We start from the raw sequence: 14,482 nt of genomic DNA, 5'->3' as shown, positions 1-14,482 counted from the left end.
GGAAATGAGAAAATGAAGGTATTGTTTGTATGTTCTGGAGGAATGTCAAGTGCGATTGTGGTAAAAGCATTAAAAACAGAAGCACAAAAGCACGGAACGGATATGGAAGTGCTGGCAATTGGAACAAATGAAGTGGCAGAGGAAATTCAAAAGGGCTGGGACGTTGTAATGGTTGCACCGCAGATTCGTCACCGGTTTAATGCAGTGAAAGCGGAAGCAGATAAAGCTTCTGTTCCATGCGGGCCCATTCCGCCGCAGGCTTATACGCCGCTTGGAGGTCCAACGCTTTTTAAAACGGTTCAACAGCTCGTTAGCTAAGAAAAGCAGGTGTATTCCTGCTTTTTAAATAGATAAGGGGTTTCATTTACACAAGGGGAGAATATAGAGGGGGAAAGGGTATATGAGCAAATTTGTGTCGTTTTTAGAGAACAATTTATCAGGACCTATGGCCAGGTTATCAGAACAGCGGCATCTTCAAGCCATTCGCGATGGTGTTATATCCGCTTTGCCGTTTATCATTATCGGAAGTTTTTTCTTGATTCTAGCGTTTCCGCCTGTGCCGCAAGACAGCACAATTGCGAAATGGGCCGCTGATAACAGCGCCAATATTTTAATACCGTATCGCGTAACGATGTTTATTATGTCTTTATATATAGCCTTTGGGATAGGATACAACTTGTCCAAAAGCTATAATCTCGATCCGCTGTCAGGAGCGCAAATTGCAGTAGCTGCACTACTCCTTACGGTCACTCCAAAGCTGATTGAAGAAGAAGGGTTTATGCTTCCAATGACAAACCTTGGAGGTCACGGTTTATTTGTAACGATGATTGTATCGATTTTATCGGTCGAAATTCTCAGGTTTTGTAAAGCAAAAAATGTCACCATTAAAATGCCAGAACAAGTGCCGCCTTCGGTATCGAGGTCTTTTGAAGCACTAATTCCGGTTGCGATTGTTGTTGTACTTATGACGATTATTACCATTGTTTTAGGTATCGATCTTCACCATTTAGTTGATAAACTAGTTGCTCCGCTTGTGGAAGCTGGAGATAGTTTAGCAGGAGTATTAATACCGGTTTTCTTAATTACGTTTTTCTGGTCATTTGGAATCCACGGCGTCTCTGTTGTTGGGACAGTGGCAAGGCCTGTATGGGAAGTGTATTTAGCCAAAAATGCTGAAGCGGTAGCAGACGGAGCTTCCATACTTCCGTATATTGCACCTGAAACGTTCTTTCAGTGGTTTGTTTGGATCGGAGGATCTGGAGCGACGCTAGGTCTTGCCTTAGCGATGCTGTTTTTCTCAAAATCTAAATATTCGAAAGCGCTTTCTAGGACATCTTTTATTCCGGCGGTTTTTAATATTAACGAACCAATTATTTTCGGTTTGCCAATTGTCTTAAATCCTATTTTAATTATTCCATTTATCATTATCCCGATTATTACAACGATCATTTCATACGCAGCAACGGCGACAGGTCTTATTACGCCAACCTACGTAATGGTTCCTTGGACGCTCCCGGCACCGATCGGAGCGTATCTATCAACCGGAGGAGACTGGCGTGCGGTTGTGCTAGTCGTTATCAATATTGCTATTTCTGTTGTCATTTATCTTCCGTTCTTTAAAATGTACGACCGAAAGATGGTCGAAATGGAAAAAAGCGATGAAGCAACGGTTGCACCATCCGATAGTTCAGTTCAAATGTAAAGAAAGAGAAGCCAACTTGTTTGGCTTCTATCTCTTTAGTAGGAGTGAGGGTCAATGTTTGTACGGTTTCGATATAAAACTGTGTTTTTATTTCTGCTAACCATGGTTCTTTGCAACGTTATTTTTACACCTCTGCTGCAGTATGCTGGTTTATCAGCGCAGCATAGTTTATTTGCCATTACAAGCCTATCAGCGGCGCTGCTTACAACATTTATTTCCATTCGGCTTTCAAACGCAGCTTTATCTAAAACCGCCGTTTGTATACGCTTTGTTTTGCTTGGAATAGGGTGCACAGCCGTTACATATTTAGCCGTTTTTTAACAAGGAGGGGCAAAAAATGAAAGTAGTGACAATTGGGGGAGGATCAAGCTACACACCGGAATTGGTCGAAGGGTTTATTAAACGATATGATGAGCTTCCAATTCGAGAGCTATGGCTTGTAGATGTTGAAGAAGGAAAAGAGAAACTTGCAATTATAGGAGCACTTGCGAAAAGAATGGTCAAAAAAGCAGGTGTTGATATGAAAATTCATTTAACGCTTGATCGACAAAAAGCGTTGATAAATGCTGATTTTGTAACGACACAGCTTAGAGTAGGTCAGCTTGATGCGCGTATTCAAGATGAACGCATCCCTCTTAAGTACGGAATGATTGGTCAAGAGACAAACGGGGCGGGAGGATTATTTAAGGGCTTACGAACGATACCAGTTTTGTTGAAAATTGCCGAGGAAATACACGAAGTTTGTCCAAACGCCTGGCTTATTAATTTTACAAATCCTGCAGGTATGGTAACGGAGGCGCTGCTTCGCTACGGAAAGCATTCTAAAGTAGTAGGAGTTTGTAACCTGCCTGTACATATGACAAACTCAATCGCGGGCTTGCTTCAAGTAGAAAAAGAAGATGTTCACATTGCATTTGCAGGGTTAAATCACTTGGTATATGGACTGCATGTGTATGCAAAAGGAAAGGAAGTAACGCAAGAAGTCATTCGGCGATTAAGTGATCCAAACTCTCAAGTAACAATGAGAAACATAGCTCCTATTCCATGGCAACCGGACTTTTTGGAAGCTCTTGGCGTGATTTTATGTCCTTATCACCGCTACTACTACAAAACAAAAGAAATATTAGCAGAAGAGCTTCTGGCCTTTCAGTCAGGTACCACACGAGCTGAAGTGGTCAAAGCATTAGAAGCCGAGCTTTTTGAACTCTATAAAAATCCAAATCTAGAAATGAAGCCACCGCAGCTGGAAAAACGAGGGGGCGCTTATTACAGCGATGCCGCATGCAATTTAATTTCATCCATTTATAACGATAAAGGCGATATTCAAACATTAAATGTAAAAAACAATGGAGCTATTTCCTCACTCCCAAACGAATCTGCGGTTGAAGTAAACTGTGTAGTAACAAAGCAAGGGCCAGTACCGCTCGCTGTCGGTGAACTTCCGGTAGAAGTTAATGGACTTGTGCAGCAAATTAAATCGTTTGAACGAGTAGGAGCAGAAGCTGCGGTTACAGGATCTTATGAAAAAGCACTGGTTGCGCTGAGCATTAATCCGCTTGTTCCAAGTGACGAGCTGGCTAAGTCGGTCTTAGATGAACTGCTTCAAGCTCATCGCAAGTATTTACCTGCTTTTTTTAAGGAAGTGAACGCGTAGTATGTATGCTGTTGGACTTATGTCAGGAACGTCACTCGACGGAATTGATGCAGCTCTTGTTCAAATTGAAGGAAGCGGCTATGAAAGTAAAGTTAAGCTTCTTCATTTTATTACCGTGCCATTTTCACCTCAGTTAAAAAAGGAAATTGAGCAGGCGCTTTCTTTTGAACATTCAAATGTACAGCTGATCTGCAGCTTAAATTTTAAACTTGGCTATGCATTTGCGGATGCAGTGAAAAAAGTGTGCCAAGAAGCCCACTTTTCTCTTGAACAAATAGATGTTATTGGATCGCATGGTCAAACCATTTACCATCAGCCTTATGCTTCGGGAAGTACAGCGATGTCTACACTCCAAATTGGAGAGCCGGCTGTTATTGCCTATGAAACCAAAACGAAGGTAGTAGCAAACTTCAGAGTGATGGACATAGCAGCAGGCGGGCAAGGTGCTCCGTTAGTTCCTCACACGGAACGGATTTTGTACAGCCACGCTGAGCGTACAAGGCTGCTTCAAAACGTTGGAGGTATTGGAAATGTAACGTTGATTCCGCCAAAAAAATCTCCTATACCCGTAGTAGCTTTTGATACGGGGCCGGGAAATATGATGATAGACGAAGCGTGTCAGCAGCTTTTTAATGTTTCATTTGATGAAAATGGGCGTTTAGCAGCTGAAGGAAAGGTTATTTCAGAGCTTTTAGAAGACTGTATGAATCATGATTACATGAAGCTTTCTCCTCCTAAATCGACTGGAAGAGAACTGTTCGGTACACAGTACACAAAGAGACTGCTAGAGAATTATAGTAAACATAAAAAGGAAGATCTGCTAGCTACGATTACTATGTTCACGGCATCATCCATTGTACATCACTATGAAACATTTATTTTTCCTGCCTATTCTATTGACGAAGTGATTATTGGAGGAGGCGGAAGTTATAATAATACGCTCATGAATATGATTAAAGCGCAGATCGGGAAACGCTGCAGCGTGTATACACAAGAAGAAATAGGAATGTCTTCAGAAGCAAAAGAAGCCGTAGCTTTTGCGGTGCTCGCAAATGAAACACTTTCAGGTTATGCAAGCAATGTACCAAGCGCAACCGGCGCCTTGTCTCCTGTAATATTAGGAAACATTACGCCTGTACCACTATAAAAAAGGGGATGGAAGAAATGACAGAAGCAGCAAATATGGAAAATGAAATTTTTGAACTGATTGCATACGGAGGAAATGCCAGATCACTTGCATATGAAGCGTTAGAAGCAGCTGAAGACTATGATTTTAATAAAGCTGACGAACTTTTAAAGCAATCTCAAGAAGAGCTCAGTCATGCTCATAAAACGCAAACTGCGCTTATTCAACGTGAATTGAACGGAAAAACAATTGAAAAGTCGCTGCTTTTAATTCACGCACAAGATCATTTAATGACGGCTATTTCAGAGCAAAAATTAATTGAACATATGATTAAGCTTATTAAAAAATTTAAAAAAGAAGGCGAAAATCAATGAAAAAGCTAGGTATTGCGATTTACCCGGAACATTCGACTGTCGAAAAAGATAAAGCGTATATAGCACTTGCGCATCAATACGGATTTACCCGCATTTTTACATGCTTGCTTTCTGTTGAAGGCGATCAGAAAAAAGTAATGGCAAATTTTAAAGAAATTATTGAGTTTGCCAATGAGCTAGAGATGGAAGTAGTAGTGGACATCGCTCCTCGCGTATTTGGAGCGCTTGGCATTTCTTATGATGACTTATCTTTTTTTCACGAATTAGGGGCTTATGCTATTCGTCTTGATCTAGGGTATACGGGAAATGAAGAGTCCATTATGACCTTTAATCCATACGGCTTAAAAATTGAAATTAATATGAGTAATGCGACGAAGTATGTGGGTAATATTTTAAGTTACCGACCGAATCGAAAGCAGCTGATCGGGTCGCACAACTTCTATCCTCATCGATATGCGGGGTTGTCGTATGATCACTTTTTGAAGTGTTCAGCATTGTTTAAAGAACATAACCTTGAAACAGCAGCCTTTATTAATTCACCAAGCGCTACTTTTGGACCGTGGCCTGTTACTGAAGGACTTTGTACGCTTGAAATGCATCGCACGCTTCCGATCGACGTGCAGGCTAAGCATCTTTTTAAAACGGGATTAATTGATTGTGCAATCATTGCGAATGCGTATGCATCAGAAGAAGAGATGAAGGCGTTGCGTGATGTTGTTCAGCAAGAGCGCTTTACTTTTAACGTGACCCTGTATGATACGATTACCGAGCTTGAGAAAAAAATTGTGCTGGAAGAGTTTCATTTTTACCGCGGAGACGTATCTGATTATTTAATTCGCTCTACGCAAAGCCGAGTAAAATATAAAAAAGAAGAATTCAAGCCTACGCATACTCCTTCCATTCGAAGAGGCGATATTTTAATAGAAAATGAGCTCTATGGACAGTACAAAGGAGAGCTGCAAATTGCGCTGTTAGACATGGAGAACTCAGGTAAAACAAACGTAGTAGGACGCATTGCAGAAGAGGAAATTTTTTTACTAAATGAACTGCAGCCATGGGACAAATTTGCTTTTTTTGAGCGGTGATAAAATGGACTATATTATTGGTATCGACGGCGGGGGAACAAAAACAGAAGGCGTTGCGTATAGCTTAGACGGTCAAGAGCTCGCTGCTTCAAAAAGCGGCTATGGAAATTTGCTCATTAATTACAACACGGCTATTACTCATATTGATGAATGTATTACGGCGTGCAAAACTGCGCTTGCTGGTCATACATGTAAAGGCATTTCACTAGGGCTTGCTGGAAGTAAAGCATTATCTAAAGAAGAAATAAAAAGATATTTTTATGATCGTTATCAGGTAGAAGTAGGTTTATATGATGACGCCATGATTGCACATGAAGCACTACTGCATGGAAAAGACGGGATTTTAACCATTGCAGGAACTGGAGCCGTCAGCATTGGGAAAAAAGACGGAGTGTACGAATACGGAGGAGGGTGGGGACACCTTCTTGGAGATGAAGGAAGCGGATATTGGATTGGTCTTCAAGCACTGATATTGCTGACGAAAGAGCATGATCAAAGCCTTCCTTACAGCAGCCTTAGTCAGACAATCTTGCAACATGTAAAAGCAGATACCATACACGATATAAAAAAGTTTGTCTATTCATCTCCTAAATCAGAGGTTGCTTCACTCACTCCGCTTGTTGTAAATCAAGCGAGAAATCATAAACAAGAAGCAAGTGACATTCTTCAACAGGCTGGAAAGAACCTTGCAAACATGACTCTTCATTTATATAAGAAACAGCGGTTTGAAGGGAGCTGCTTGCTGTCATGCAAGGGCAGCATTTTAACGGAAGTTCCAGAAGTGTTTGATGTTTATAAAAAAGCATGTGAAAAAGAAATAAAGCATATCCAGTGGTCAACACAGCGAGTATCATCTGCTAAAGGAGCTTATCAGCTGTTCATGAACGAGTATAAATAGAGAAAAAATGATGGTGGAAAAGGCAGGGGATCACAGTGAACTTAAATCATATCTTAACAGAAAAACGCAATCCGCAAACCTTAAACATTGATGAATTATCAAGTCTGGAAATTGTAAAAAAAATTAATGAAGAAGATCATCAAGTGCCTCAGGCGATCAACAAAGTGCTGCCTGTTATTGCTCTGTTAGTAGATGAAATTGTCAGTGCCTTTAAACAAGGCGGACGTCTTATTTATATCGGAGCAGGTACAAGCGGGCGGCTAGGTGTATTAGATGCATCTGAATGTGTACCAACATTCGGTACACCTGCCGAACAGGTAATTGGGATTATAGCCGGGGGAGACAAAGCGCTCCGTCATGCGTTAGAAGGAGCAGAAGATAATAAGAAACAAGCGATAGAAGATTTGAAAGCGATTAATTTATCAAATAAAGATATTCTTGTAGGTATAGCTGCAAGCGGAAGAACTCCTTATACACTCTCAGCGCTTGCGTATGCAAACAGCCTGGGAGCAGTAACGGGCTGTGTTGTAAATTCTCCTCAATCACCTATGGAACAAGAAGCAAAATATGCAATAGTAGCAGAATCAGGGCCGGAAGTTGTAACAGGTTCAACAAGAATGAAAGCCGGAACTGCCCAAAAGCTTGTTCTTAATATGCTGACGACCGCTTCAATGATTCAAATTGGTAAAGTCTACAGCAATCTAATGGTAGACGTACAGCCGACTAATGATAAACTTGTACAGCGTGCTAAAAATATTATTGCGGAACTAACAGGCGTCTCACCAGAGGAGGCAGCGGAAAGTTTACAAACATACAAAACGCCAAAAGCCGCCATTCTTGCGCTTCTTACTTCTACAGAAGGTGATGAGGTGCATCGGCTGCTTGATAAACATGACGGACATTTAAAAAAAGCCATCGGAGAAGCAATGGAACAGCCGACTAAAGATTAACTCTTAAAAGAAGTGCATACAGCACTTCTTTTTTTTGTTGAGTACATTTTTTGCACAATGTATGTGGGTGAATTCGGTCTAATCATTTTGTAAGACCCGTAGTATAGTAAAAGCATAAAGCATAGTAAGTATTTCAATTTGTGCACGAATTGGACTGAAGGTGATTCATTTGTTAGACAAACGCAGTACGGCCGTATTGCAGGTTTTGCTTCAAGCCGCAACATTTATATCAGTACAAGAGTTAATGAAGCAGTTTCAAGTGTCAAGGCGTACTATCTATTATGATATTGAGAAAATTAACGATTGGCTGTGCCAGCAAGAATTAGAGTTTGTTCAGTACACATATGGGAAAGGCTTTTTTCTAAACGATCAAGCAAAGGACCAAGTTGCTAAACAATTTTCTCATGTTATGCCATCTGCTTACTTATCAGTTGAGGACCGGCAAATATACGTTGCTTTGATGTGTATACTTCGAGGCGGGAAAATCGGAACTCAGCAGCTCATGGATGAAACAGAAGTTAGTCGCAACACTGTCTTACAAGATATTAAAGACTTAAAAAACAAGTGGGCAAAGAAAGGCATATCTTTGACATATAGCTATAAAGATGGGTACGAAGTAAAAGGATCTGAAAGCGACATTCGAAATTTGCTTTATATACACATCACAGAATTATTAAGTCAACATCAAGAAGAGTTGTTGAAAAGGGTCATGAAAGCAGATTACGAATATTCAATGATTTATAACTGGCTTGTAGAGTGTGAAGATAAACTGGGAATGGCGTTTACAGACAAGATGCTGACGCAATTAGCCTATATGCTCACGTTCTGTATTCAGCGTATTGGAGGCAAGCGCTATGTAGACGCCTTGATTACTAGAAAAGACGAATTAGAAAAAACCAGGCAGTACAAAGCGCTCCAAGAAATTGAAAGCGTTTTAGGATTTGATTTTCCACCTCAAGAAAAACATTATCTGGCCACGGTTTTACTAAGTGCAAAAGTAAATGTAGTAAATCAAGCAGATAGTGATGATTGGATGAGAAGCATTGTAAAAGAAATGGTATCACGGTTTCAAGCATATGCTTGTGTGGTATTTGAAGATCGAAATCGTCTTGAACAAAATTTATATATTCATTTGAAGACGGCTTATTACAGGCTTCTCTATAATATTCACCTCCCTAACCCTATGCTTTCGGCTATTCAAACAAAGTATCAGGATATAGTAGAACTGACAAAAAAAGCGTTGCTTCCTTTGGAAAACAGCCTTCAAACACGTATTAATGAAGACGAAATTTCTTATTTTGCTCTTCATTTCGGAGGATGGATGAAAAAACAAGAGGGAAGGCAAAAACAAAAGCGTATTGTTATTGTTTGTGCCAATGGAATTGGAACGTCCCGTATGCTTCAGTATCAGCTTGAACAACTGTTAACAGATGCTGAATTGATAGGGCCAATGACGGTAAGAGATTATGAGCAGTTTAAAGAAACCTATGATTTAGTTATTACAACTACGCCATTAAAAAAGCGAATGAATGTGATGCTTGTGAATCCTATTTTAACGGATGATGAAAAGCAGCGGTTAATCGACTTAGTTGAACCAGCTTCTTCTCAGCTAACCACTCAAGCCATAATGGGTATTATTAAGCAGCATGCAAATATTCAGGATGAACCAGCTCTGTTAGCTAATTTAAAACTAGTAATACAGCAATCTAAAAAAATGGTAAGAGAGGATAAAAAGCCAATGTTGCATGAAGTATTGCAAGAGCCATTCTTGCAGCTTACAGATTCAGCAGACGATTGGAAATCAGCTGTTAGGCTGGCTGCCAAGCCTTTGTTGAACTATGAATATATTGAACCTTCTTATGTAGAAGCAATGATCAAAAGTGTAGAACAGTTAGGCCCTTATATTGTTATTGCGCCAAAAGTTGCGCTCCCTCACGCAAGGCCGGAACAAGGTGTAAATCGTGTGGGTATGAGCATGCTTCGTTTAAAGGAGCCGGTCTATTTTTCTACTGAAAAACAGCACGGAGCGCAGCTTATTATCGTACTTGCTGCTACTGATAATGAAACCCACTTAAAAGCATTGTCACAGCTTTCAATGATGCTATCTGAAAACGATAATATTGACAAGCTTATTGCTATGAATACAAAACAAGAAATGCTTGCATTAATTGAAGCTTACTCAAATTAAAAGGAGAGATAAAAAATGAAAAAGATTTTAGTTGTATGCGGAAACGGTTTAGGAAGCAGTTTTATTGTGGAAATGAATGTAAAGAAAATTTTAGTAGAGCTTGGTGTTGAAGCACAGGTATCTCATACGGATTTAACAACTAGTAAAACGGAGCAGGCAGATATCTATTTAGGATCTGCAGATATTGTAAATCAATTGGATGATGGCACTCGCACGGTCGTGGCACTGCAAAACATTTTAAATCAAGCGGAAATTAAAGGAGCACTGCAAAAATACTTCGTGGAGGCGTAAGCCATGTTTGATTTAATTATGAAAGATATATTAGGAACACCCGCTATTCTAGTAGGGTTGTTTGCACTAATCGGTTTGTTGCTTCAAAAGAAAAAAAGTGCAGATATTGTATCAGGCACCTTAAAAACAATTATGGGTTTTCTTATATTAGGAGCGGGAGCTAATATATTAATTGCTTCACTTGAAGCGTTTGGAAAAATGTTTAATAAAGCGTTTTCCGTTGAAGGCATCATTCCTAATAATGAAGCAATTGTAGCTGTAGCTCAACAAACGTTTGGTACAGAAACAGCGATGATTATGCTTTTAGGTATGATTGTAAATATCATTATCGCGCGCATCACGAAATTTAAGTATATCTTTTTAACTGGGCATCACACCATGTTTATGGCTTGTTTGATTGCAGCAATTTTATCTACCGGCGGGTTAACGGGAGCACCTTTGGTTTTGATCGGTTCACTATTATTAGGTATTTTAATGGTTTTATTTCCTGCACTGCTTCAGCCGTATGTGCGTGAAATTACAGGGTCAAACGATATTGCCGTTGGTCATTTTGGTTCCTTAGGCTATTTAGTAGCAGGGTTTATCGGCAAGCGAGTAGGAAATCGCGAAAAAACAACAGAAGAAATTAAAGTTCCTCAATCCTTAGGATTTCTTCGGGATACATCCGTTTCTGTCTCACTGACCATGACCGTTTTATTTATTGTTGTTGCACTTTTTGCAGGTCCTGCATTTATCGAAACAAAATTAAGCGGGGGTCAAAATTTTATTGTGTACTCGCTAATTCAAGCAATCACTTTTGCAGCAGGAGTATATGTCGTGCTGGCGGGTGTTCGTATGCTTTTAGCAGAAATTGTACCAGCATTTAAAGGAATTGCTGACAAAGCGGTACCAAATGCCATTCCAGCTCTAGATTGTCCAACTGTGTTTCCGTTTGCTCCTAACGCAGTGGTCATTGGATTCTTTTCAAGCTTTATCGCAGGTCTCATTTCAATGTTCTTTTTGCCTCTATTTGGTCTAAGTATTATCGTGCCAGGCCTCGTTCCGCACTTTTTTACGGGAGCAGCTGCCGGAGTATTTGGAAATGCGACGGGGGGAAGAAGAGGAGCAGTGGTCGGGTCATTTGCCAATGGAATCTTAATTAGTTTTTTACCGGCTATTTTACTGCCTGTTCTCGCGTCGTTAGGTTTTAAAGGCACAACATTTGGAGATTCGGACTTTAGTGCGGTAGGTATTCTTCTTAGCATGCTAATTAAATTATTTACGTAAAGATAAAAAACTCATGTTACGCTAGTAGCATGAGTTTTTTATGATATTGGAAACGGAGGAGCAATGAATGAAAATTGGGTTAGCTCAAGTGAGATTTCCAAAGTCAGCCGCAGAGGGCATAGAAACGGTAGAAAATTATATGAAACAAGCAGCAGAAGAAGGGTGTAACCTTGCATGTTTTCCAGAATCAATTGTGCCGGGACTTAGAGGAGTGGGTTTTGAAGTTGAGACATACAATCACGAAATTCAACAAAATACGCTTTATAGAGTTAAGTTGCTTGCCAAACAGTTAAAGCTCAACGTAATTTTACCACTGGAGTGGCGCGACGAACTTGGTATGCATTTAACTGCTTTTGTAATTGATGAAAATGGAAAAGAATTAGGGTATCAAACTAAAAATCAAATTGATCCAGCAGAAGATCAATTTGGTTATAAGCCTGGAAATGGCCGCCAGTTGTTTGAAATAAACGGCGTGAAATTCGGTATTGTCATTTGCCATGAAGGATGGCGCTATCCTGAAACTGTCCGATGGGCTGCTATAAGAGGAGCAAGCATTGTGTTTCATCCACAGTTTACTGGTGAAGTACCAGATCCGAAGTTTTATGATTATGCAATGATTGCAAGAAGTACGGAGAATGGTATTTACTTTGCAAGCGTGAATTATGCCTTAGAGAACCAAAAAAGCACAACTTCTCTTCTTTCTCCAAAGGGTGAATGTTTGATAAAAGCGAAAGCTGAAAAGCAAGAACTACTAACGTATACGCTAGAGCCCGGTGAGGCTAACCGGCTGTTAGCTCAGCGTCTGTTATCAAATTTACTATTGTAAAAAAGTTTATTTTCTCTAGTTAAATTAGCATGTGCGCTCATATAACCCTTTGGTTATTTCTCCTTATGACGATATAAACGTCAATATGGTATTATCAAAAGTTAAAGGGGTATTAAAAGGTGTGTGGAAACAATGGATCGAAAAAAAGTCGCATCAGTAGCCGGAGCATTGGTTATTGCCGTAGGAATTTGGCTATTTCAAAGCGGGAAATTTAAAAGTGAAGCGCAGGCAGATAAGTTTACGAGTACATTTTTGGTCGATCATGAACAAACAGACAATGGATTTGAATTATTTACTTCGGATACCAATCAATATAGGATGTGGTTTCCGCTTCAGTATGTTATTCATAAATCTTCTTATAAAAGCAGTGAAGATGAAAGTGAAGTATGGACAGCATCAACGAAGGAAAATGATTCATACAATGCTGGGAAAATAACGGCTTTATTTTCTAAGAAAAAAAGCAAAGCAGCTCAAAATAAAATAGATGCGTTTCAGCCTGATTACATGTTAAAAGGTAAAAATGCAACGATTTATGTGAAAAAACAAACAAGAGATGGAAAGCATAGCATTTACCATGCTTATGTGAATGATGATTATTCAGACAAGTATATTTACTATACGTTTGAACTAAAAAGCAGCGAACAGACAAACAGTACAAAACAGCAGTATTGGGTAGAAAAAATTCTTCTAAATACACAGTTTCAAAAAAACTCAGCTGAGTAGTCAGCTGAGTTTTTACGTAAGGGTTCATAATACTTTTCCTTTTTTATGTAAACGGGTACAATATGAGTAAGGAGGCCTTTGTATGATTGAAAAACAAGCAGTTGGTGAAAAAGCAGCACAATTTGTTGAAGATGGAATGATTGTAGGGCTAGGGACAGGTTCAACAGCTTATTATACAATTGTAAAACTAGGTGAACGAGTAAAAAATGGATTACACATCAAAGCGGTTCCTACTTCTCAAAAAACAGAAGAGCTGGCAAGGAAACTAGGTATTCCCATTGTTACCTTAGCAGATGTTGAATATATTGATATAGCAATTGACGGAGCAGATGAAGTAGATAGCGAACTTTCTTTAATTAAAGGAGGAGGAGGCGCGCTGCTTCGAGAAAAAATGATTGCGTACGCAGCGAAGCGGTTTATCGTGATTGCAGATTCTAAGAAAATAGTGAAGACGCTAGGAGCTTTTCCTCTTCCTGTTGAAGTTATACGTTTTGGCTGGGAAATGACGGCGAAGCACATTCGCAGTGCAGGTTGTGTACCGCAGCTTAGGCTTTTAGATGATCATACGCCGTTTATCACCGATAACGGAAATTACATTCTAGACTGCCATTTTTCAGAAATTGAAAATCCTGCTGAGTTGGAAAAACAGCTGATAAGGATCCCAGGCGTAGTAGAAAGCGGTTTGTTTGTAGGAATGACGGAGGAAGTCATTACCGTACAAAACCAAGATGTTCATATCATAAAAAAATAGAAGCTTTGGCGTCGGGCCTAGGCTTCTATTTTTTAATTGGAAAGAACGTTCCAATTTTTCTCTAATTGATATATGTATTGAGACGCGTTCAGTACATTTGGATGAACGAAAGTATCAATTGTTTTTTGCGGACAAGCAGATCCGTATAATGAAAAAATGATAAGCTTGCTATGCTCGATTGGTGATACAACGTGAGATAAACAGCGATAAGAAGGATTTATCAAGCTTTTTACCATCTCATGGATATCTTCTTTGTCGTAAAAATCGACTTCAATTTCCGTCTTTACTAAATAACGGCTTTCAATGGCGCTGCTTCGATAATAATTGTAGCGTGCTCCTATGAAGTAGGACGGATCTGATGTTGAAACGTCCAAATTCGTATATGTTTGATCCTGCTTGCTTTTATAAAAAATAGAATCATGAGTATGCTTCATGAATTCTTGATAAGTTGTTCCATCTTCCCACAGAGCTAGAATACAAGCATCTGTTTCATCTTCCACGTTCCAACCCCCTAATTGGCCAATGAAACCATTCACGTGTGCAAGAGCAGCCCAATGCTGTTGCGTATATGAAAAAGATGCTTTTTTATCAGTCGGTATGCTGCATTTCACAATTTTTGTCAACATTCTCCCATCACCTCAATTAATT

16 protein-coding genes are annotated in these 14,482 nt (G+C 39.6%); 15 read left to right on the top strand and 1 reads right to left on the bottom strand.

All coding sequences use genetic code 11. From position 1 onward, the window contains the following. Positions 1-12 precede the first annotated feature (12 nt). From AC0KUU_RS15235 to rpiA, 15 genes are all read left to right on the top strand, one after another. Entirely contained in the window at positions 13-318 is a 306-nt protein-coding gene (locus AC0KUU_RS15235; protein WP_013055720.1) for a PTS sugar transporter subunit IIB, read from the top strand. An 82-nt stretch (positions 319-400) separates the two neighbouring features. Then, positions 401-1,702, top strand: a complete 1,302-nt coding sequence (locus tag AC0KUU_RS15230) for a PTS sugar transporter subunit IIC (protein WP_043980052.1) — start codon at positions 401-403, stop codon at positions 1,700-1,702. 54 nt (positions 1,703-1,756) lie between these two features. Continuing rightward, on the top strand, positions 1,757-2,023 hold the full coding sequence (locus AC0KUU_RS15225) for a hypothetical protein (protein ID WP_013082025.1): 267 nt from the start codon (positions 1,757-1,759) through the stop codon (positions 2,021-2,023). A 16-nt stretch (positions 2,024-2,039) separates the two neighbouring features. After that, entirely contained in the window at positions 2,040-3,356 is a 1,317-nt protein-coding gene (locus AC0KUU_RS15220) for a 6-phospho-beta-glucosidase (protein WP_322551776.1), read from the top strand. 1 nt (position 3,357) lies between these two features. Beyond that, a complete protein-coding gene (anmK, locus tag AC0KUU_RS15215) occupies positions 3,358-4,503 on the top strand; it encodes an anhydro-N-acetylmuramic acid kinase AnmK (protein WP_322551777.1) in 1,146 nt (381 codons plus the stop codon). A 17-nt stretch (positions 4,504-4,520) separates the two neighbouring features. Continuing rightward, positions 4,521-4,856 (top strand): PTS lactose/cellobiose transporter subunit IIA, encoded by a 336-nt coding sequence (locus tag AC0KUU_RS15210; RefSeq protein ID WP_013055725.1) that lies wholly within the window; start codon positions 4,521-4,523, stop codon positions 4,854-4,856. Continuing rightward, positions 4,853-5,941, top strand: a complete 1,089-nt coding sequence (locus AC0KUU_RS15205) for a DUF871 domain-containing protein (protein WP_322551778.1) — start codon at positions 4,853-4,855, stop codon at positions 5,939-5,941. Before AC0KUU_RS15210 ends, AC0KUU_RS15205 begins: the two co-directional genes overlap by 4 nt. Before the next feature lie 4 nt (positions 5,942-5,945). Next, complete coding sequence (locus AC0KUU_RS15200) at positions 5,946-6,839, top strand: BadF/BadG/BcrA/BcrD ATPase family protein (protein WP_322551779.1); 894 nt, start codon at positions 5,946-5,948, stop codon at positions 6,837-6,839. A 35-nt stretch (positions 6,840-6,874) separates the two neighbouring features. Beyond that, on the top strand, positions 6,875-7,789 hold the full coding sequence (murQ, locus tag AC0KUU_RS15195) for an N-acetylmuramic acid 6-phosphate etherase (protein ID WP_047931788.1): 915 nt from the start codon (positions 6,875-6,877) through the stop codon (positions 7,787-7,789). 169 nt (positions 7,790-7,958) lie between these two features. Next, positions 7,959-9,977 carry a BglG family transcription antiterminator gene (locus AC0KUU_RS15190; protein WP_043980037.1) on the top strand — a complete coding sequence of 673 codons (2,019 nt, stop codon included), beginning with the start codon at positions 7,959-7,961 and terminating at the stop codon, positions 9,975-9,977. A gap of 15 nt (positions 9,978-9,992) precedes the next feature. Beyond that, positions 9,993-10,268, top strand: a complete 276-nt coding sequence (locus AC0KUU_RS15185; protein ID WP_013055730.1) for a PTS sugar transporter subunit IIB — start codon at positions 9,993-9,995, stop codon at positions 10,266-10,268. 3 nt (positions 10,269-10,271) lie between these two features. Further along, positions 10,272-11,534 carry a PTS ascorbate transporter subunit IIC gene (locus AC0KUU_RS15180; RefSeq protein ID WP_043980035.1) on the top strand — a complete coding sequence of 421 codons (1,263 nt, stop codon included), beginning with the start codon at positions 10,272-10,274 and terminating at the stop codon, positions 11,532-11,534. Between the two features lie 67 nt (positions 11,535-11,601). Continuing rightward, a complete protein-coding gene (locus AC0KUU_RS15175; RefSeq protein WP_162213712.1) occupies positions 11,602-12,360 on the top strand; it encodes a carbon-nitrogen hydrolase family protein in 759 nt (252 codons plus the stop codon). 132 nt (positions 12,361-12,492) lie between these two features. Continuing rightward, positions 12,493-13,083 (top strand): hypothetical protein, encoded by a 591-nt coding sequence (locus AC0KUU_RS15170; protein WP_043980032.1) that lies wholly within the window; start codon positions 12,493-12,495, stop codon positions 13,081-13,083. An 82-nt stretch (positions 13,084-13,165) separates the two neighbouring features. After that, entirely contained in the window at positions 13,166-13,834 is a 669-nt protein-coding gene (gene rpiA / locus AC0KUU_RS15165) for a ribose-5-phosphate isomerase RpiA (RefSeq protein ID WP_025749641.1), read from the top strand. 32 nt (positions 13,835-13,866) lie between these two features. Here rpiA and AC0KUU_RS15160 read toward each other — a convergent pair whose 3' ends face one another. Beyond that, entirely contained in the window at positions 13,867-14,460 is a 594-nt protein-coding gene (locus tag AC0KUU_RS15160) for a YdbC family protein (protein ID WP_025749640.1), read from the bottom strand. Positions 14,461-14,482 lie beyond the last annotated feature (22 nt).

The organism is Priestia sp. ST2, from assembly GCF_055810735.1.
This window is presented reverse-complemented; position numbering and strand designations above follow the sequence as displayed.

Bases quoted from the DNA above. Each gene is read 5' to 3' on its own strand.
- AC0KUU_RS15235 (WP_013055720.1), top strand. From the start codon at position 13: ATGAAGGTATTGTTTGTATGTTCTGGAGGAATGTCAAGTGCGATTGTG.
- AC0KUU_RS15230 (WP_043980052.1), top strand. From the start codon at position 401: ATGAGCAAATTTGTGTCGTTTTTAGAGAACAATTTATCAGGACCTATG.
- AC0KUU_RS15225 (WP_013082025.1), top strand. From the start codon at position 1,757: ATGTTTGTACGGTTTCGATATAAAACTGTGTTTTTATTTCTGCTAACC.
- AC0KUU_RS15220 (WP_322551776.1), top strand. From the start codon at position 2,040: ATGAAAGTAGTGACAATTGGGGGAGGATCAAGCTACACACCGGAATTG.
- anmK (WP_322551777.1), top strand. From the start codon at position 3,358: ATGTATGCTGTTGGACTTATGTCAGGAACGTCACTCGACGGAATTGAT.
- AC0KUU_RS15210 (WP_013055725.1), top strand. From the start codon at position 4,521: ATGACAGAAGCAGCAAATATGGAAAATGAAATTTTTGAACTGATTGCA.
- AC0KUU_RS15205 (WP_322551778.1), top strand. From the start codon at position 4,853: ATGAAAAAGCTAGGTATTGCGATTTACCCGGAACATTCGACTGTCGAA.
- AC0KUU_RS15200 (WP_322551779.1), top strand. From the start codon at position 5,946: ATGGACTATATTATTGGTATCGACGGCGGGGGAACAAAAACAGAAGGC.
- AC0KUU_RS15185 (WP_013055730.1), top strand. From the start codon at position 9,993: ATGAAAAAGATTTTAGTTGTATGCGGAAACGGTTTAGGAAGCAGTTTT.
- AC0KUU_RS15180 (WP_043980035.1), top strand. From the start codon at position 10,272: ATGTTTGATTTAATTATGAAAGATATATTAGGAACACCCGCTATTCTA.
- AC0KUU_RS15175 (WP_162213712.1), top strand. From the start codon at position 11,602: ATGAAAATTGGGTTAGCTCAAGTGAGATTTCCAAAGTCAGCCGCAGAG.
- AC0KUU_RS15170 (WP_043980032.1), top strand. From the start codon at position 12,493: ATGGATCGAAAAAAAGTCGCATCAGTAGCCGGAGCATTGGTTATTGCC.
- rpiA (WP_025749641.1), top strand. From the start codon at position 13,166: ATGATTGAAAAACAAGCAGTTGGTGAAAAAGCAGCACAATTTGTTGAA.
- AC0KUU_RS15160 (WP_025749640.1), bottom strand. From the start codon at position 14,460: ATGTTGACAAAAATTGTGAAATGCAGCATACCGACTGATAAAAAAGCA.